The organism is Candidatus Endowatersipora endosymbiont of Watersipora subatra (assembly GCF_964026585.1).
Classification (GTDB): domain Bacteria; phylum Pseudomonadota; class Alphaproteobacteria; order Rhizobiales; family Rhizobiaceae; genus Pseudahrensia.
Map to the genome: position 1 here is coordinate 481,225 of NZ_OZ032160.1, position 19,935 is coordinate 501,159.

A 19,935-nucleotide genomic window follows, 5' to 3' on the forward strand; every position below is an offset into this window, starting at 1 on the left:
CTAACATTAAAACCAGCATCCAATAAGAAAAATAAAGAAGAATCGATAACGTGAGTCTTAGATCCAATAAGAAATGTTAATCAGATATTGTTTCAACTTGAAGTGATTCAATCAAATTCTAACTCCATTCAAAATATGGGTTTTTGGATATTTTAAACTGATCTTTTTATTGAATCAATGTCAGAAAGCAGTATCACAGGTATCAATCCAATAAAAACAATCATAAGTGCCGCTATGGCCGCTTCTTCTGGTACTCCTTGAGATGAACGCTCATAAACTAAAGTTGAAAGTGTCTGGAAGTTAAAAGGGCGTAGAAGCAATGTAGATGATAAGTCTTTCATTGTGTCTACGAAAACTAGAAAGCTCGCTACTCCTAGGGCTCTTGCCATAATAGGTGTATGTATTTGAAATCCAAGTTGGATAGGAGTACTTCCAAGCGTGCGAGCTGTCATATCTATATTTAAGGAAATTCGGCTGAATCCACTTTCTAAGGTTCCACAGGCAATTGCGAAAAAACGTAATGAACATGCATATATGATAAGAATGCCCGAGCCGCTTATTATTAGTCCGCTTGAAATACCGAAGCGTATCTGCATAATATGATCTAAATAGTTATCAAAAGCTGCAAAAGGGACTAGCAGTCCAATTGCAAGGATTGTGCCTGGAAAAGTATATCCTAATTCCGCTATTTTTCGTGCAAAGAAAATGCCTGGCTTTGATGTCAACCGATAACTGAGCAAAAAGATGTAGGCCATCAAAGTTGTCAAGAAAGCCGTTAAGCTGGCTATCCAGAAACTATTCCATGCCGCACTATATAATTCAATCTCCCAAAACCCATCCAAGCGGTGTCCAGCATATTGGATCAATACATAGATAGGTATACCCAACCCTATGAAAATAGGAAAAAGACAAGCAACGACTGAGATCATCTGTTTCAATGGAGACATTTGGATTTGACCAGGATGTCTTTCGTTTTGATTTGGAGTATAAGAACGCTTGCTCCGAGCTGTGCGTTCAACGGAAATCAATACCGCAATAATGATCAGAATTAGAATCGTCAATTGCATAGCACCGGACAGACTATCCCGGTTGAACCAGGTTTCAAAAACTGCATATGTTAGTGTCTTGACACCAAGAAGTTCAACCGCACCTATATCATTTAAGGTTTCCATCATGGCTAATGTCACACCAGAAGCTATAGCAGGACGGGCCATAGGTAAGCCAATTTGAAAGAATGCACGTATGGAGCCGGCACCAAGACTTCTACAAGCATCCAGTGCTGAGGATCCCTGCATCGAAAAAACTATTCTACAGGCCATATATACATAAGGATATAGAATAAAACTTAACATCAAGCCTGCTCCGAACAACGAACGAATATCAGGAAACCAATAATCTTGACTCCTGCTATAACCACCAATTGTTCGAATAAAAGATTGCACTGGGCCACTATAGTCCAGTATTTCTACCATACTATATGCAGCAATGTAACTAGGAACGGCGATCGGTAATATGAGAATCCATTGAAAATATTTTCGACCAGGAAATTGACACAGTGTAACTAACCAAGCTGTACCAGTACCGATAAAGCCTGTTCCGATAGCAACAAAAATAAGGAGAAGCATCGTTTGAATTGTTGCTTGTGGAATAACATATTTCAGCAAATGAGGCCATGTATCTTCTGATCCCTTTGATGCAAAGAAAATAAATGTTGCAAAAGGGATAGTAACAACGACCAGTATAAAGCTAACCAAAAAAGATGATAAGAGGGAATAAGATTTCCATAAACTGATCATGGTCCTCATGAGGAGGATCCTACACTAACCAGGCTTGTATTCAGCATCAATGACATGTCCCTTTACCAAGGTAGAGGAGACCAATCTTTCTGAGCAGGATAAAATTGGAAAGATAAAGTGTCAATATATTGCTAAAATTCTCTCACTACCTTTCCAAGCAGTGTGTTTTCTCATTTCAAGCTTTATTGATGCCAATATTAGGAAAAATATTTTACTCATCTTCCATTGACTAGCAACCCGAACTCTCTTCTATAGAGGGACTGAAAATGGTACGACTGGAAGGATTTGAACCTTCGACCTCTGGATCCACAATCCAGCGCTCTAACCAACTGAGCTACAGTCGCATGATGATTTATTTTAATCTTATACAACGAATCGGACAAGCTTGAAATTAACGAGAATTATCTTTAATTAGATTAGACTAAAAATCTTAAAGATATATTTTAAGATATACGAGAAATTTCCGAAATTTCTTTCTCAGCAACTACATTAAGTTTCCCATCAAACATTTCTATTGTGAGGACTTGACCGCTAACAACGGATTTAACTCTGCTAATAGGCCTATTATCTGAGCCGTATATAACAGCATAGCCTCTTGATAACACATTGCTATAATTCAGATTATTAAAGAGTCGATATACCACAATTAATTTATCTTTTTGATCAGAAATAAGAGTCTTAATGCTAATATTGGGTTGACATTCAAAGCTCTGTAGCGTGCGCTTTTTTCTTTCTAAAGTAGAATATGCGCTTATTTGATACGCTATAGCTTTATAGTCAGTCTTTTTTAATAAAATCAAATGTGATAACGAGTGTTTACGATTTGCTGATAGTTCATTCAAACGGAACGTATTCTCTTCGATCAGATGGGTTAAAGTTCTCTTTGATAAAAGAGTGTTATATTTATTCAAGTAGAACTTTTTCCGTTCCTTGGAATAGAAAGATGCTTGATAGGCTCTTGCTAAGACTTCATCAAATTTTCTCTGAGGGAACATGATTAAAGTATTATAACTCATTAAGCCTCGTGCGGCAGAGCATCTATCTAAATGGCAACGTTCCAAAAAACGCAGAATGGTGTCATTTAATCTTTCTGACAAATTGACTAGATAGACTTCGAGTTCTATCCTCACTGGAACGGCTTTCTCTGCAGCAGCAGTAGGCGTAGGAGCTCGCCAATCAGCAACATAATCAATTAATGTCCAATCAGTTTCATGGCCTACGGCTGAAATCAAGGGAACATTAGAATCCGAAACTGCCCGAACAATCGATTCATCATTGAATCCCCATAAATCCTCAAGGCTTCCACCACCTCGTGCGACAATAATTAAATCCGGTTTAGGTAATTCTCCATCAGAAGGAAGAGCATTAAGACGTTCAATCCCGTTAGTAACTTCAGCACTACAGCTTTTCCCTTGCACACATACAGGCCAAACGAGAACAAAACAAGGAAAGCGATCAGAAATTCTATGAAGAATATCACGAATCACAGCGCCTGTTGGTGAAGTTAAAACCGCAATAACCTTAGGCATACTAGGCAGAGATTTCTTACGGTCATCGTTAAACAAGCCTTCTGCTCTCAGTTTATTCCTTCGTTCCTCGAGTAAGGCCATTAAAGCCCCTGCACCTGCTAGCTCAAGAGTATTAACAATAATTTGATAGCGAGATTGCCCAGGATATGTAGTTAATCTCCCACTTACGACAACCTCAAGTCCTTCTTCAGGTTGACAAGTTAGTTCAATCGCTTTTCCTTTCCATATAATGCCTGAAATTATTGATTTTTCATCTTTTAAATCAAGATAAATATGACCCGAACTGGGTCGACTGACTCGCCCTAGTTCACCACGCACTCGGACGGATCTAAATGCACACTCAAGTGTTTTCCTCAATGTGAAAGACAGTTCAGAAACAGAAAGATCAATAGTATCAAGAACAGGCATAGAAGCAACAAGTCTCATGTCTCAATTTGAAACATTTTCCTCTCATTTTGAGTCAGATCGAAACAGATAATTTCATTGAATTAAGAACAGGAGCCTTAAATAAACTCAGTTTTATGATCTATGATCAGTTCATCTTTGATTTATTGGGAAGACTTCTCTTCACGCCCTTTAAGGGCTGCACCAAGAATATCACCGAGGGATGCACCTGAGTCAGAAGAACCGTACTGCTTAACAGCTTCTTTTTCTTCAGCAATTTCTAGTGCCTTAATTGAAAGATTAACTTTACGGTTTTTCTTATCGAATAAAGTGACTCGTGTATCAACTTTTTGACCAACGGAGAAACGATCTGAGCGTTGCTCATCTCGATCACGAGATAAATCATGGCGCTTAATGAAAGAATCAATTTCTGTGTCAACAATTCTGACCTCAAGACCCTGATCAGTCACCTTTAAAACTTCTGCGGTTACTATAGAGTTGCGACGAATCTCACCGGCATCACCCCGTTCCATTGGATCAGCTCCATGAAGCTGTTTAATCCCAAGTGAAATACGCTCTTTTTCTACATCAATATCTAGAACAATGGCTTTTACGATGTCCCCTTTATTAAAGTCTTCAATAGCCTCTTCACCAGATCGATTCCAGTCAAGATCAGACAGATGAACCATTCCATCGACATCGCTATCAAGGCCAATAAAGAGACCAAATTCAGTTTTGTTTTTCACTTCACCTTCGACCACTGTACCTTTGGGATATTGATCAGAAAACCTATCCCATGGATTGGATAGATTCTGTTTTAGGCCAAGCGAAATACGACGCTTAGATGAATCAATTTCAAGAACAACCACTTCAACTTCTTCAGAAGTTGATACGATTTTTCCAGGATGAATATTCTTTTTAGTCCAAGACATCTCAGATACGTGAATCAAACCTTCGATACCCGGCTCGAGCTCAACAAATGCACCATAGTCCGTAATATTGGTGATCCGCCCTTTGACTTTTGATTCAATTGGATATTTTGTGCCTATAATATTCCATGGATCACTTTCTAGCTGTTTCATACCTAGTGAAATGCGATGAGTTTCTTGATTAACACGAATAATCTGAACCTCAACATTCTGACCAATTGATAAAATTTCTGTTGGATGATTAACACGGCGCCAAGCCATATCTGTTACATGGAGCAAGCCATCGATGCCACCTAAATCCACAAATGCACCATAGTCAGTGATATTTTTGACTATACCTTCAACAATTTGGCCTTCTTCAAGTTTCTGCACAATCTCGAACCGTTGTTCTGCACGACTCTCTTCCAAAACTGTGCGGCGGGATACAACAATATTCCCACGCCGGCGATCCATTTTTAAAATCTGGAAAGCTTGTGTTTTATTCATCAGCGGTGTGATATCTCGAATGGGACGAATATCTACCTGAGATCGTGGCAAAAAAGCGACAGCACCATCAAGGTCAACAGTAAATCCACCTTTGACTTGACTAAAAATGACCCCTTCTACTTTTTCTTCTGTTTCAAATTTCTTCTCAAGTTTAATCCAACTTTCTTCACGTCGGGCTTTTTCCCGAGACAGAACGGCTTCTCCAAGAGCATTTTCAAGCCGCTCAAGGTAAACTTCGACTGTATCTCCAATTTTCAGGTTACCATCTCTAGCTGCCATTCCAAATTCTTTTAAAGCGATGCGACCTTCAACTTTTAAGCCTGCATCAATGACAGCCATATCTTTTTCAAAGGCGGTCACGATTCCTTCAATAACAGTGCCTTCTTGAATCAAGTTGTTAGCAAGGGATTCGTCTAAGAGGGCTGCAAAGTCCTCTATTGAGGGATTCATATCTGACATTTAAGCTCCAATGAGTCCCAACGCTGTTATATATATAACGCATCGGATTTGATTTATGTTTAGCTAATTTAGGACCATGATCTATTATAAAGATGCAATCTCCATAGCGCAATGAGCACTGAATGGACATACTTGAAAAAAGAAAACTAGCATTAAAATAATATTTTGACTTCAGCCTAATAGAATTGAATCTTAAGGCAACAAGAAACCACACTACATCCTTTATATTTCTAGATACTTGTGTCGATTGACAATCTCAAGACAAGCTCGAAACATCTCTTCTATAGACATTTTAGATGTATCAATCAAGTAGGCATCATTAGCTGGATGCAAGGGAGAGTCTTCTCTTGATTGATCTCGGGTATCTCGTTGGCGAATATCTTCCAAAATACGATCATAATTTTCAGTTTTTCCCTCTCTCTTATTCATCATCTCCTCCCAGCGACGTTTAGCACGAATCGTGTCGCTAGCGATGATATAAAACTTAACTTGTGCATCAGGGCAAACGATTGTTCCAACATCGCGACCATCTAAAATGGCACCGGGTGGTATGTTTGCAAAATTTCGTTGTTGCTGAACAAGAATACGGCGTACTGAACCCATAACAGCTATCTTAGATGCTGCATTACCGATGGGGTGTCTGGATAGAAGGTCTTTATTGAAGTCATTAAAATCAATTTTTTTTGCTACTTGCTCAGCCAATTTTATATTATCGAGTGATTTTTTCTGAGTCTTCAGGACATGGGCAACAGCTCTATAACTCAAACCAGTATCTAGATAAGGTAATTTCAAGTGATCAGCTAACAAACGGCTAACGGTTCCCTTTCCAGATGCAGCTGGTCCGTCAATAGTAATTATAAAATGCTTTGGCTTTGGCATTTCTAATATTATTTTTTACTAATCATTAACATATTGGATCTAATGCCGTTGAAGAGGCATTCTGTTTTTTGAACCTGAATGAGGTTATATGTTATATTTTTATCCTAACTGCGTCGCACTAAGATTCTCCTAGTTATCGGATTCATGACACAATTTCAATGTTATTTTGAATCCATCAATTGGAATTCCATAGATTTTCATACCACATGATTCTTAGAGCTGTACGATAATCGGGCCACTTGTAATTCATATTCAAAACTGTCTTAGATTTTTGATTTGAAACCCTTTTATTTTCTTTATAAAAGGATCGGACCATCGGTGTCAGCTCAACGCTTTCAAAATCTAATAAAGTCAATGGTGATGAAATCCCCATCAATTTATGCGAAAAAATCATAACATCTTGTGGGGGTGCAGGCAAATTGTCTGTTATATTAAACACTCCACTTATCATGTTTTCTGCAGAATAAACGACAGCCTGAGCAACATCTTCTACATGGATACGGTTAAAGACCTGTCCTTCCTTTACTATTATTTGTGACTTACCTCTAGAAAGAGTCAAGAGTGCGTTGCGACCCGGTCCATAAATGCCTGATAATCGGAAAATGGTAGTAGGTATATGAGTCATATCTGACCACTTTAACCACTCATTCTCAGCAAGCATTCTTCTTTTAGAACGGGCTGCTATTGGTTTCACAGTTGAAGTTTCATCGACCCAATCACCATGATGGTTCCCATAAACTCCAACAGTCGACAAATATCCAACCCATTGGAGGTTTGGAGCAAGATGAACCACTTGAGACTCTAAAACAACGGACAAAAATGGATCAACAGATCTTTTGCAGGAAGAATTGATCTGGGAGGGAGGAAGAGAAACTACAAGATGCGTGGTTTGGTATAGAGCCTTGATTAGGTGCTCGTTCATCCTCTCACCGTCGAAAAGAATAGGATGTAATCCCATTCTTTTCATGATTTCAAATGAACGAGAATGACGACTTGTTCCTATCACAATCCACCCATAGTCAACAAATAATTTTCCTAAAACTTTTCCTGAAAAACCGGCTCCTAGAATAAGGACATGCTTCATTAGACTCTTTCCTTTTCGATGACATATTCGATGACATATTCATCCTTTTTGATTAACCCCTTTAAATGATTCTTCAAAAAAAGAGGATAGCTTCCCGATATGGTATTGTTATTCAAAATTTTTCAGAAACCGTAGACATCATGAGGTTATGATAGTAGATCAAGAGAATCAAAAATCCAAATCAACATAATGGGAAACAGGAGGCAAAGTTCGCAACCGATCTGACAAAAGAGTCCGAAATGAAGGTCGTGACTTTAGACGTGTATACCAATCCTTAAGTATTAGATATCTTTCCCAGTCGATTTCTCCTAGATAATCTAACGTAGAGAGTGCGGCTGATACTGCAAGATCAGCATAAGTAAAAGTAGATCCTGCGATCCAGTTTCGTGTACCTGCGAGCCATTCAAGATAATTGAGATGATATCGAATATTTTTTCGTGCAACTCTAAGAACAGTTGAGTTAGGACTCGCTCCGCCTTTATCAGTTACCATCTGTCTTTTAGTGAACCGTTCAGTAATAGTATAACGTATAACTTCTGCCTCAAGCTTGGTTAGAGCCCAGTCAACTATGCGTCGCATTTCAGCGCGTGCAACTGGATATTCAGGAAACAAGCGTCGATCTCTATGTAAGATACCCTGTGTTTCATCAAGATATTCAGCAATGACTGTGGCGCCAATAATGGGTAGATTGTCATCTATAAGCAAAACAGGAAGTGTTGCAGCAGGATTCAGTGCAAGAAACTCTTCACGCCTTTGCCAAAGTTGTTCCTCAATGAGATTAATATGAAGATTATATTCAGCCATCGAGAGACGAATGGCCCTAGAGCTCGCAGACATAGGATGGTGAAATAAAGTCAACATGAACTATAGCCAACTGATCCAAACATAGGTTATGAACAAAACAGATACTTCTACCTTAACTAAAGCTAGAACAGTCAGCATAAATCTATAGAATGAGGGAAAATTCTGGAGCAACGATGAGTCTTGAACAGCTAATTTCCTTAGCCGTTGTGCAGGGACTGACAGAATTTTTACCAGTATCCTCATCTGGACACCTTATCCTTATTCCTGCATTAATGGAGTGGTGCGATCAGGGTATCGCAACAGATGTTATGGTTCATATGGGTTCATTATTTGCTGTTATAGTATATTTTAGACGGGACGTATGGAAACTAATTGTGGGATTTTTTGAGATTTTTCAGGGAAAAATATCCTATTATTCGTGGTTGTCACTATATATCCTATTTGCTACCCTTCCTGCTTTTGCTTTTGGGACCCTTTTGAAGCTGTCAGGTCTCTCGACGGCACTTCGAAGTGTTGAAGTGGTTGCTTATGGGACGATCCTATTTGGAATCGTTCTTTACTTTTCAGACCGTTACGGAATGCATTTCCGTACAATAAACAATATGAAATTTAACCAAGCTATAGCCATCGGATTTGCTCAGGCGCTTGCTCTTATTCCTGGTATTAGTCGATCAGGAATCACCATAACAGCGGCTCGATTTCTAGGATTTGAACGAAGTGAAGCGGCACGTTTTTCATTTTTGCTTGGCATACCGGCCATTTTAGCAGCGTGCATCTTTACCTTTCTAGAAGCTTGGAAACTTGGAATCCCTATCCCAAAGGATGCTTACTGGGCTGCTTTTTTGACATTTTGTACTGCCCTAATCGGAATTACTGTCCTTACCGCAATTGTCAAGCACACATCACTTTTAGTTTTCGTTGTTTATCGCATTGCCCTTGGTTTCCTAATTTTAATAATGCTTTATGATTGGTTTCCTAGCGTTCTACCATCCTTATCTCATGTTTCTTAATGATCATCCTAACCTAGTCCTTACTTCAGTCATTTCATCTAAATGGTAATTCACTATATTATTTTATGAAACGATCTTTAATCAAATAAACTGGAAACGGATTTCTCAAGAGCAGTTCGATTGACTGCTTCTCCTAGCAAATCTGCAACTGAAATAACACGAATATTATGTGCAACATTAATCGAAACTGTTGGTTCGATTGAATTTGTTATTACAAGTTCTTTAAGCTTTGAAGACATAATACGAGTTACAGCAGCACCTGATAAAACACCATGTGATACATAGGCTGTAACGCTCAGAGCCTCATTTGAAAGTAATTCTTTTGCAGCATTGCAAAGAGTTCCACCTGAATCGATAATATCATCAATGAGGATGCAGTCACGACCAGAAACATCACCAATAACATTCATAACTTCAGATTCACCCGGTGAATCTCGCCGCTTATCAACAATTGCAAGCGGTGAATCTACACGCCTTGCCAAGGCTCTTGCACGAACAACTCCACCAACATCAGGCGAAACAACCGTTAAATTATTGATATTATAATTCGCCTGAAGATCTCGACTCATAACTGGTATTGCGAACAGATTGTCGGTGGGAAGATCAAAAAAACCCTGTACTTGTCCTGCATGTAAATCAAGTGTTAGAACACGATCAGCACCTGCCTCTGTTATGAGGTTAGCAACCAATTTAGCCGAAATAGGAGTTCTTGGTCCAGGTTTTCGATCTTGCCGAGCGTAACCAAAATAGGGAAGAACAGCCGTTATCCGTCGTGCCGATGATCTTCGTACCGCATCAATCATAATTAGCAATTCCATCAAATGGTCGTTGGCTGGATATGATGTTGATTGTACAATGAAAACATCTTCGCCCCGCACATTTTCTTTTATTTCTACGAAAATTTCTTGATCTGCAAACTTATGGACTACACATTTACCGAGTGGAATATTGAGATAATTAGCTATTTCTTCGCTTAAACTTTGATTAGCATTTCCTGAGAATAGTTTCATTAGAGTTGTTTACTCATAACAAAGCAAGAAAGAAGTAGAAAGGGGTGAAGTTTAAGCAAGCTAAGATTTTGAAGATCATTATAATCTATGAAGAGTCTTAATCTTAATTTTAGAAAATAAGCTTAAGACTCCTGAATTCACCTCCACATCTAAAGATGGATAGGAAAAAGTCATACAACAACTCTTTTATAGAAGAGGATTGTACCTATGTTATGGTACAAGGAAGAAATGTACTTTTCTTTTAACCCTAATCAGAAATAACCTATTCAATCATTTCCGCTTATTCTGCTGATAATTGTACAGCTTTAGGGCCTTTTCCTTTCATATCAGACTCAATGTCGAAATTAACGATCTGTCCTTCGCTCAGTGTACTCATTCCAGAGCGTTCAACTGCTGAGATGTGCACAAAAATATCCTTACTGCCATCATTGGGAGTAATAAAGCCATAACCTTTAGCATTATTAAAAAATTTTACTGTGCCTTGCATAAGAAATATTCCTTTTTCCTGTTAGAGAAATTTTGATTTTAATTCGGAATCGCACCGTGCTTAAGTCGAGTTCTGTAATCGGGGAAAGAAAATAGCATTTCTTAATTGATAGCATTTATAAAGATTAAATTTTGGGACTCTAATAATGCCTGTCAGGTTCGTCTTGGCCTTGCAGTTTGGTTCCAGTCTTTAAGACATTATGGAATGAGAATGTGACAGTAGCAAGTCATTATTCATTTTAATTTTCTAATTAGGATCTGGATTGGGATATAGTTTCTCTTTTCCTTAAGTTTGATCAACATACACATATTCTCGTTAGGCATCCCTCTACTCTACAAACCTTCAAGAAGTTCGAAAGGAAAGCTAAAAATCTCTCAACAATGAACAACATTAGACCAGATTCTCTTTTTAGTATAATATACAAGTCCTGCAAAGGTCATCAAAAATAAGATAACAACAAAGCCACGTTGTTTTCTAGCCGCAAGTCCCGGTTCAGCTGTCCACATCAAAAAGGCTGAAATATCTTTTGCATATTGATCAACTGTCTCAGGCATCCCATCGTCATAGCTGATCAATTGATCATAAAGAGGTGGAGCCATCGCCAACGCATCCCCTCCAATATAATAAGGATTGTAGTAAAGGTTCTCATCGATATTGGTTCCTTCTGGTGCGTCTTGATATCCAGTCAACAGCGAATAAATATAATCAGGTCCATGTTCTGCATATATGGTAAAAAGATCCAAGATGAAAGAAAGCCCCCCCCTGCTTGGTGCACGTGCTTTAGCCAGTAATGACATATCCGGTGGTAAAGCACCATTATTCGAAGAAATCGCTGCTTTTTTATTTTCATAAGGGCTTGAAAAGAAATCAGAAGGCTGAGCAGATCGATCAAACATCTCACCATCATCATTAGGACCATCAACAACTGTGTATTCAGAGGCAAATTCCTTAACTTGCGCTTCTGAGTATCCCAGTTGTTCAAGATTACGATAAGAAACTAGATCGAGTGAGTGACACGCTCCACAAACCTCAACATAGATCTTAAAACCACGTTGCAATTGACCTTGATCCCATTTTCCAAAAAGACCAGAAAAGCTCCATTCTTGCTTCACAGGTATCTTCAAAGGATAGTGAAGTGTAGAATCCTGTTCAGAAGGGTAAGCAACAACTGAAAAAAGTGTAATTATCACCTCGAAGGCAAAAATAGATAAAGAAATTTTTGAAAAAAACCTAATCATTGATCTTATTATCCAGCTCTGGTTATAGTGAAGAGTAGCCTTTCCTATCTAGCGTGAGAGCGTCAATTAGTACGAATACTTTTGGGTTCGGGTAATGGTTTCTCTAACCAACCTAACACTGGCATGATCACAAGAAAATGAAGAAAGTACCAGAACGTCGTCATCTTCATCAAGAAAATCCAGATCCCCTCAGCTGTCCTTGAACCTAAGTAGCCAAGAAATACGGTATCAATCACGAAAATCCAAAAAAAGACTTTGTAAATAGGACGGTAATTAGACGATCGTACATGTGAAGTATCCAGCCAAGGTACAAAAAATAGAAGTAAAATGGCACCGAACATAGTCAGAACACCACCCAATTTAGAATCCATAACAACGATGGCTGTAAAGGGGACGACTATACTGAAGTCAAAAGCTCTTAGCATGGCATAAAAGGGAAGAAAATACCATTCAGGAACAATATGGGTAGGTGTTTTTAAAGGATCGGCTTTAATATAATTGTCAGCATGCCCCAAATAATCAGGGAGATAAAACACAAAGTAGGCCATGATAATGAAAAAACAAACTATGGCAAAAGCGTCTTTTATTGTAGCATAAGGAGTAAAAGGTACAGTCTCATTGCTCTGTTTAATGTCGATTCCCAAAGGATTATTCTGTCCTACCACATGAAGTGCCCACACATGCAAGATAACAACACCGAGAATCATAAAAGGTAAAAGATAATGCAAAGAAAAAAAACGATTAAGAGTTGCATTACCTACGGCATAACCACCAAGTAGATATTCACGAACGGTCTCACCTATGAATGGTATGGCACTAAAGAAGCTGGTAATAACTTGTGCACCCCAGTAGCTCATTTGTCCCCACGGGAGCACATAGCCCATAAAAGCAGTTGCCATCATTAGGAGGTAGATAACTACACCCAAAATCCATAAAACCTCACGAGGAGCTTTATAGGATCCATAATAAAGACCTCGGAATATATGGATATAGACGGCAGCAAAAAACATAGAGGCACCAACAGCATGCCAACTTTGCAGAAGATCACCATAAGGAACATCACGACGAAAGAACTGAACGGAATCATGAGCAAGAGTGGCATCCGATGTATAATGCATCGCAATGACTATCCCGGTAATAATCTGAGATATCAACATAAAGGATAGAATGCCTCCAAATGTGTACCATATATTTAAATTTCTTGGTACTGGATAAGAAACAAAACTATCATGAATCAAACGTATAAATGGCAACCGTGTGTCTATCCATTTTCCAAACCCATTTTGGGGTTGATAAGTTGAATGTTCCTTCATAATTATGCTTCCGTCTTGTCAACACCAATGACCAAAAGATCCTTAGTTGCAAAAGTGTGAGGTGGTAAAGGAAGATTAGTAGGAGCGGGTCCCTTGATCACTCGGCCTGTCACATCAAATTTTGAGCCGTGGCAAGGACAAACCCAACCTTCAAACCCTGCATTGACTTTCTTTGGTACACATCCTAGATGGGTGCAATTGGCAGAAACGACTGCCCATGCATTTCTCTTGTTTTTATCATTCGTTAAGATAATACGCTGGTTAGACGATTCGAAATCACGAAAAACAGATTCATCTTCATCCGCACTTTGAGCCGCAGCCTGCTCCTCATCTGTTAGATGACGTATAAAATAAGGCTTTCCACGCCAAATAACAGTAACAAGCTGACCAGGGCTAATCGCAGAAATATCAACTTCAACTGGTTCTCCTGCTGCCTTTTCGCGATCATTAGGTGCGAGTTGTCTAATCAAAGGCCAAATAGCACCGCTCGCAGCACTCGCAGCAGCTACGCCTGTTGCAGTATAAAGAAAATCTCTTCGCGTTAGGACGCGACCATCACGTTTGTTCATGGAGCCAACCTCTCCAGCATTAAGTCATTGAATCCTGCTCACTCCATATTTAAGATTTCAATCTATAACAAAGAGTAACCCAAACAGGATTGATATTATCTCTCTAAGCTTGATAGATGTTCTTTGTCCAGACTTTTAAGAGCAACTCAAGATAAGTTGTTCAGGATTCATCAACAATTCTCCCAGAGAGTTCACAATTCTTAAAGTATAAGGAAATCAGAAAGGGAGTAATGTTCCCTAAAATCGAATCTTTTTGATAGGGTATTTGAACGCTTTCATTATGTTGTTGACTCCAAGAATAGATCCCTTTCTTTCATGCTATGAGAGAGGGAGATGTTCTGCCAGTAAAGTATTCAATTTGAGCTATATCATATGAGAATGTAACAAGATCAAAAATAACATCTAAAATATCTGAACTATGGTTCCCATCTGGACCAACATAACGCTCCATATAAATGCGGAGCGTCTCCCCAACGGTTCGAGTGCCAGAAAGGCGAAACATAATCCGAGAGCCATCTTCGAAAATTAACCGGATGCCTTCATTATGAATCACGGACTGTTCAATAGGATCCCTGTATGAGAATTCATCAGCAATATTGATACGACTAATGATTGTTTCTTTTTTCTGAAGGGATGATAACCGCTGCTTTAACGAAACCATTAATCTACACGCTGACTCTGTATCAACTTCTTCAAAATCATGTCTTGTATAATAGTTACGCCCAAAGATTCGCCAATGATCTTGCATCACTTCCTTAACAGACTGCTTTCGTACAGCGAGTATGTTCAGCCACATCAAAATAGCCCAGATACCATCCTTTTCGCGCAGATGCTTTGATCCGGTTCCTGCACTTTCTTCACCACAAAGACTGATCTCACCGGCCTCAAGTAAATTAACAAAAAATTTCCATCCAGTCGGTGTTTCAAAAACTCTCCTACCCTGAAAGCTCATAACCTGATCAACAGCACGACTTGTTGCCATAGAACGGGCAACAGCATTAATACCTGACCTATATCCTGGGACCAAATGTGCATTGGCTGCAAGAACTGCAAGACTATCCGAAGCAGTGACAAAACAGTCTTTGCCCACAATCACATTTCTATCCCCATCCCCATCAGAGGCCGTAAAAAGGTCCGGACCGTCACTTGTTATTGCAGAATCGTAAAGAATTTTAGAGTAAACACGATTAGGATCAGGATGTCCCCCTCCGAAATTCGGACTAGGATTACTATTTAAAATAAAACTCTCATCAACACCTAAAAGATTGATAAAAATTTCTTTTGCATAAGGACCTGTTACGGCATGCATAGCATCAAATGAAAAGGTAAAGCCATCTTTTATAATTTTTCGGACCAGATCAAAATCAATTAATGATTGCATTAAAAGTGTATAATCATATACAGGATCAATAATACAGATACGCATAGTGCCTGTATTAATTTCACCAATATTGCTCAAATCTATATCCTCAAAATCTGATATCTGATAATATTGGATAGTTTTCGTTCTTTGATAAACAAGACGATTGAAGATTTCTGGGGCTGGACCACCATTACTAACATTATATTTGATGCCAAAATCACCATCTTGACCTCCAGCATTATGACTTGCTGATAAAATGATGCCACCATAAGCTTTATAGAGACGAATAAGATGAGAAGCCGCAGGAGTCGATAACAGTCCATTTTGACCAACAATCAATTTTCCAAAACCATTCGCTTGACACATCTTGATGATGACCTGAAGTGCTGTTTCATTGAAGAAACGTCCGTCACCACCTAGAACCAATGTCTGGCCGTATTTATTGTGAAGACAATCAAATATTGATTGAACAAAATTTTGCAAAAAATGAGGAGTTTGAAATTCACTAACTTTCCTACGTAAGCCTGATGTCCCAGGTTTTTGATCCCTAAAAGAGATTGTTCGAACAAAAGTCATAAATTCTACTTTATGATCATAATTGAAATGTTGAGTGAAGTCATTTGAGAATTTTATTCTTCATTATCATGACAGTATTCAAATAATTGAAGACTGTAATAGTATCTCTCTTAAGAAGAAAGACCTCCAATGAGTTGATGATAAGAAAGGATTAGAAAAGAGCATTAAAAAGATGGAGCGGGCGATGAGAATCGAACTCACGACCCCAACCTTGGCAAGGTTGTGCTCTACCCCTGAGCTACACCCGCTTATACTGAAATAATAATGACAATGAGTTTATCATCATACAAAAAATATTAGATTGCAATCAGAAAATCTATCTTATGTTAACAAATCTTAAGAAAAAGATCTGATCTTGAATCCAAAGTCCATAAATCACCTGATGAAATATCAAACCAGGCACCATGAAGGTGAATCTGATTTTTTTTAAGCAAACTCGAAACGTAAGGAAACGTTTTCAAATTTGAAATTGATTGACGAATCGACTGTTCTTCAAGCTTTCGTTGCAAGTCTTCTCCTGTTTCAGGACCGTTAAGAGAAAAGCAGTCCGCAATAGGTTGCAAAAAAGAAATCCATTTTCCTATAAAATCATCCGGTGACAATGGATTGCCTATACCACACTCTATCTTTTTTTGAAACGCCTGAATGCCACCACACTGTCGATGTCCCATTACAATAATATGCTTCACAAACAGTCCTTGAACGGCAAACTCCAAAGCTGCTGATATGCCATAATCTCCATTGGACATGTAAGGTGGTATCATATTTCCCACATTGCGTACTACAAACATTTCTCCATGGGCTGCTTGAAAAATAACCTCAGGAGACGAACGAGAATCACAACAAGCAATAACCATGATTTCTGGCTTTTGCCCCGTTTTAGCTAATTCTAGATAACGCTCACTCTCATCAATTAAGCGATGATTCCTAAAACAATGGTAACCATCGAGAAGTTTTTGCGGGAATCCATCAGATATAACAGCAGATTCAGTTCCCTCGAGTATTTTAGTCACAACATCTATCTTTCTTTAGACAATTCTTGCTCAGGATCAAGCTCTCGACTTTCTGATATCAGAAGAATCGGTATACCATCACGAATCGGGAAAGCCAGTCCTGCGGTTTGGGAAATCAATTCCTGTGCTACTTCATCATAATCAAGGACAGCTTTCGTCTTCGGACAAACTAACAAATCTAGCATTTTTCTATCCATTTTAGGGTTCGAATCACAAAGAGTAAAACTCTTTATAAGGATCAATGTTAACCAGACAGAGTCGCTTAGCTTTTTGTAGATATAATGTTTTTTTCATTTATAAGTCCCCAATAACGGGTATATACGATGCAATATTCTCGTAACGACTTGAAGAAATAATGACAGACATCGAAAAAAATAGAAAAGGATTTCAGATTGCAAAAGGAACTGGCCATTTTTCAAAAACCTGACTCAATCAGGATCCACTAAATCAGATCTATATCAAAGAACATAATGGAATAAACCTCACTTTTTTCACCGTTCAGTTCTTAGTTTCTTAATTTAGCATAGAGGCTGTTATCGATCTACCTCACCAAAAACAATATCAAGCGATCCTAGGATCGCACTTACATCTGCGAGTTGGTATCCTTTGCATAGAAAATTCATCGCCTGAAGGTGAGCAAAACCAGGTGCTCGAAGTTTACAACGATAAGGTTTGTTCGAACCATCAGAGACCAGGTAGACTCCAAATTCGCCTTTAGGTGCTTCAACCGCTGCATAGACCTCGCCAACTGGTACTCTAAATCCTTCCGTATAGAGCTTGAAGTGATGAATGAGCGCTTCCATTGACTGCTTCATTTCTGATCGTATGGGGGCAACGACTTTCCTATCAATTGATGAAACAGGCCCATTTCTATCTGTCTTTTTAAGCCTCCTAACACATTGCTTGATGATTTTTACGGATTCACGCATTTCCAGCATTCGAATCAGATAACGATCATAATTATCACAATTCTTACCGACCGGAATTTCAAAATCAAGTTCACTATAAACTTCATAAGGCTGAGAACGACGTAAATCCCAAGCAGCACCAGAGCCACGAATCATAACACCAGAAAATCCTAAAGCCCAAGCATCTTCAAGACTGATAATGCCAATATCCACGTTACGCTGTTTAAAAATACGGTTATTAGTTAACAACTTCTCGATATCATCACAAATTTTCAAAAAAGGATCACACCAATCGCCAATATCATCAACAAGTCCTGCAGGTAAATCCTGATGTACACCGCCAGGACGAAAATAAGCAGCGTGCATGCGGGAACCAGAGGCCCTTTCATAGAATATCATTAATTTTTCCCGTTCTTCAAATCCCCAAAGCGGAGGCGTCAAGGCACCAACATCCATCGCTTGAGTAGTGATATTCAAAATATGAGAAAGAATTCTCCCTATTTCAGAATACAAGACACGTATCACCTGGGCTCTTTTAGGGATTTCAAGATCCATAAGTTTTTCAATTGCTAAACAAAATGCATGCTCCTGATTCATAGGCGCCACATAGTCGAGCCGATCAAAATAAGGAAGCGCCTGCAAATAAGTCTTTTGCTCAATAAGTTTTTCAGTTCCACGATGCAGCAAACCAATATGAGGATCTACTCGTTCAACTACTTCTCCATCTAATTCCAGTACTAATCTTAAGACACCGTGGGCTGCAGGATGCTGAGGTCCAAAGTTAATATTAAAATTTCTTATGTCGGGTTCATTTCTTATGTTGACTTCAGGAATATCCTGTTGACTTTCAGACATTACCAATCCTCTAAAAAATCAAGAGGGCTTCGAATAACGAGAATAAGTTTGAGGAAATAATGAAGACTTCTTAATCTGTTTTTTCGTCGCCTCTTAAAAGATAATTCGTTCCTTCCCATTGTGAAATAAAATCAAAATTTCTGAATTCCTGATGGAAGTGAACAGGTTCATAGATAACGCGTTTTTGTTCAACATCATATCGTACTTCAGTAAATCCGGAGAGCGGAAAATCTTTTCTTAGGGGATAGCCTTCAAATCCATAATCTGTCAGAAGACGCCGCAAATCAGGATGTCCACTAAACAAGATACCATACATATCATAAACTTCGCGCTCAAACCAGTCTGCACCAGGAAACAATCCAACAACACTCGGCATCAAAATATCAGGATGAAGATTGACTTTTACCCGAACTCTAAGATTCTGACGCGGACTTAGCAAATGATAAACAACTTCAAAACGGTTCTCTCGCTCAGGGTAGTCAACACCACATATGTCAATGATCGAAATAAACTGGGTTTGAACATCATCACGTAGAAAACGAAGTAAACAAACAATATGATCTGGCGAAGAAATAATAGTTATCTCATTATAGAGAACAGAAATGTCTAATACCTCATTAGACCTATGCTCGTAAACATAGGTCTTCAATTCATTCAGAAATGAGTTATCCACTGATTATCCTTATCTCTCAATCGTCCCAACGCGTCTGATTTTCTTCTGTAAAAGTAAAACGCCGTATAATAACGCTTCAGCCGTTGGTGGACAACCCGGTACGTAAATATCAACTGGCACAATGCGATCACATCCACGGACAACAGAATAGGAATAGTGATAATATCCACCACCATTAGCACAAGAACCCATGGAAATTACATAACGGGGCTCTGGCATTTGATCATAAACTTTACGGAGCGCAGGAGCCATTTTGTTTGTCAATGTTCCTGCAACAATCATGACATCCGACTGACGAGGTGAAGCCCTAGGAGCAAAACCAAACCGTTCAGCATCATAGCGCGGCATAGATAACTGCATCATCTCAACGGCACAGCACGCTAAACCAAAGGTCATCCACATTAAAGAACCGGTACGTGCCCAGGTGATCAACTGATCTGCAGAAGTTACAAGAAAACCTTTATCTGTCAATCTACCAGTAATTTCTTGAAAGGAAGCGTTCTGTTTGTCTATCAACTTTCTATCAACTTTATCCATAAGATTTTTTGGGGCCTCTCTAAAAAAGTACCT

At 38.8% G+C, this 19,935-nt stretch carries 18 protein-coding genes and 2 tRNA genes; 1 reads left to right on the plus strand and 19 read right to left on the minus strand.

Features of this window, described 5'->3' with window-relative positions; translation table 11 throughout:
* Positions 1-152: 152 nt before the first annotated feature.
* The 7 genes from AAGD37_RS02250 to AAGD37_RS02280 form a co-directional block, all read right to left on the minus strand.
* Positions 153-1,805: an iron ABC transporter permease gene (locus tag AAGD37_RS02250; protein ID WP_341759960.1), complete on the minus strand. Its 1,653-nt coding sequence runs from the start codon at positions 1,803-1,805 to the stop codon at positions 153-155.
* A 258-nt stretch (positions 1,806-2,063) separates the two neighbouring features.
* A tRNA-His gene (locus tag AAGD37_RS02255) sits at positions 2,064-2,140 on the minus strand.
* Between the two features lie 99 nt (positions 2,141-2,239).
* Positions 2,240-3,751 carry an exodeoxyribonuclease VII large subunit gene (gene xseA / locus AAGD37_RS02260; protein WP_341759961.1) on the minus strand — a complete coding sequence of 504 codons (1,512 nt, stop codon included), beginning with the start codon at positions 3,749-3,751 and terminating at the stop codon, positions 2,240-2,242.
* 122 nt (positions 3,752-3,873) lie between these two features.
* On the minus strand, positions 3,874-5,583 hold the full coding sequence (gene rpsA / locus AAGD37_RS02265; RefSeq protein ID WP_341759962.1) for a 30S ribosomal protein S1: 1,710 nt from the start codon (positions 5,581-5,583) through the stop codon (positions 3,874-3,876).
* Positions 5,584-5,805: 222 nt separating this feature from the next.
* Positions 5,806-6,462, minus strand: a complete 657-nt coding sequence (gene cmk, locus AAGD37_RS02270) for a (d)CMP kinase (RefSeq protein ID WP_341759963.1) — start codon at positions 6,460-6,462, stop codon at positions 5,806-5,808.
* Between the two features lie 175 nt (positions 6,463-6,637).
* On the minus strand, positions 6,638-7,546 hold the full coding sequence (locus tag AAGD37_RS02275; RefSeq protein ID WP_341759964.1) for an SDR family oxidoreductase: 909 nt from the start codon (positions 7,544-7,546) through the stop codon (positions 6,638-6,640).
* 168 nt (positions 7,547-7,714) lie between these two features.
* Entirely contained in the window at positions 7,715-8,407 is a 693-nt protein-coding gene (locus tag AAGD37_RS02280; protein WP_341759965.1) for a glutathione S-transferase family protein, read from the minus strand.
* A 92-nt stretch (positions 8,408-8,499) separates the two neighbouring features.
* On the opposite strand from AAGD37_RS02280, the gene AAGD37_RS02285 reads away from it, so the two are divergent.
* On the plus strand, positions 8,500-9,360 hold the full coding sequence (locus AAGD37_RS02285) for an undecaprenyl-diphosphate phosphatase (RefSeq protein WP_341759966.1): 861 nt from the start codon (positions 8,500-8,502) through the stop codon (positions 9,358-9,360).
* A 77-nt stretch (positions 9,361-9,437) separates the two neighbouring features.
* On the opposite strand, the gene AAGD37_RS02290 is transcribed toward AAGD37_RS02285, so the two are convergent.
* From AAGD37_RS02290 to AAGD37_RS02345, 12 genes are all read right to left on the minus strand, one after another.
* Positions 9,438-10,370: a ribose-phosphate pyrophosphokinase gene (locus AAGD37_RS02290; protein ID WP_341759967.1), complete on the minus strand. Its 933-nt coding sequence runs from the start codon at positions 10,368-10,370 to the stop codon at positions 9,438-9,440.
* A 280-nt stretch (positions 10,371-10,650) separates the two neighbouring features.
* Entirely contained in the window at positions 10,651-10,857 is a 207-nt protein-coding gene (locus AAGD37_RS02295; protein WP_341759968.1) for a cold-shock protein, read from the minus strand.
* 374 nt (positions 10,858-11,231) lie between these two features.
* Positions 11,232-12,095 (minus strand): cytochrome c1, encoded by an 864-nt coding sequence (locus AAGD37_RS02300; RefSeq protein ID WP_341759969.1) that lies wholly within the window; start codon positions 12,093-12,095, stop codon positions 11,232-11,234.
* Positions 12,096-12,157: 62 nt separating this feature from the next.
* Complete coding sequence (locus AAGD37_RS02305; protein WP_424945438.1) at positions 12,158-13,408, minus strand: cytochrome b; 1,251 nt, start codon at positions 13,406-13,408, stop codon at positions 12,158-12,160.
* Positions 13,409-13,410: 2 nt separating this feature from the next.
* Positions 13,411-13,977: a ubiquinol-cytochrome c reductase iron-sulfur subunit gene (gene petA, locus AAGD37_RS02310; RefSeq protein ID WP_341759970.1), complete on the minus strand. Its 567-nt coding sequence runs from the start codon at positions 13,975-13,977 to the stop codon at positions 13,411-13,413.
* Between the two features lie 313 nt (positions 13,978-14,290).
* Entirely contained in the window at positions 14,291-15,916 is a 1,626-nt protein-coding gene (locus AAGD37_RS02315) for an alpha-D-glucose phosphate-specific phosphoglucomutase (protein WP_341759971.1), read from the minus strand.
* Positions 15,917-16,089: 173 nt separating this feature from the next.
* Positions 16,090-16,164 (minus strand) — tRNA-Gly (locus tag AAGD37_RS02320).
* Positions 16,165-16,242: 78 nt separating this feature from the next.
* The gene (locus tag AAGD37_RS02325) at positions 16,243-16,929 is read right to left on the minus strand and encodes a carbonic anhydrase (RefSeq protein ID WP_341759972.1); all 687 of its coding nucleotides are present in this window, start codon (positions 16,927-16,929) and stop codon (positions 16,243-16,245) included.
* Between the two features lie 5 nt (positions 16,930-16,934).
* Entirely contained in the window at positions 16,935-17,126 is a 192-nt protein-coding gene (locus tag AAGD37_RS02330; RefSeq protein ID WP_341759973.1) for a Trm112 family protein, read from the minus strand.
* Between the two features lie 336 nt (positions 17,127-17,462).
* Positions 17,463-18,692 (minus strand): NADH-quinone oxidoreductase subunit D, encoded by a 1,230-nt coding sequence (locus tag AAGD37_RS02335; protein ID WP_341759974.1) that lies wholly within the window; start codon positions 18,690-18,692, stop codon positions 17,463-17,465.
* Between the two features lie 70 nt (positions 18,693-18,762).
* On the minus strand, positions 18,763-19,365 hold the full coding sequence (locus AAGD37_RS02340) for an NADH-quinone oxidoreductase subunit C (protein WP_341759975.1): 603 nt from the start codon (positions 19,363-19,365) through the stop codon (positions 18,763-18,765).
* A gap of 9 nt (positions 19,366-19,374) precedes the next feature.
* Positions 19,375-19,902, minus strand: a complete 528-nt coding sequence (locus tag AAGD37_RS02345; protein ID WP_341759976.1) for an NADH-quinone oxidoreductase subunit B family protein — start codon at positions 19,900-19,902, stop codon at positions 19,375-19,377.
* Between the last annotated feature and the right edge of the window lie 33 nt (positions 19,903-19,935).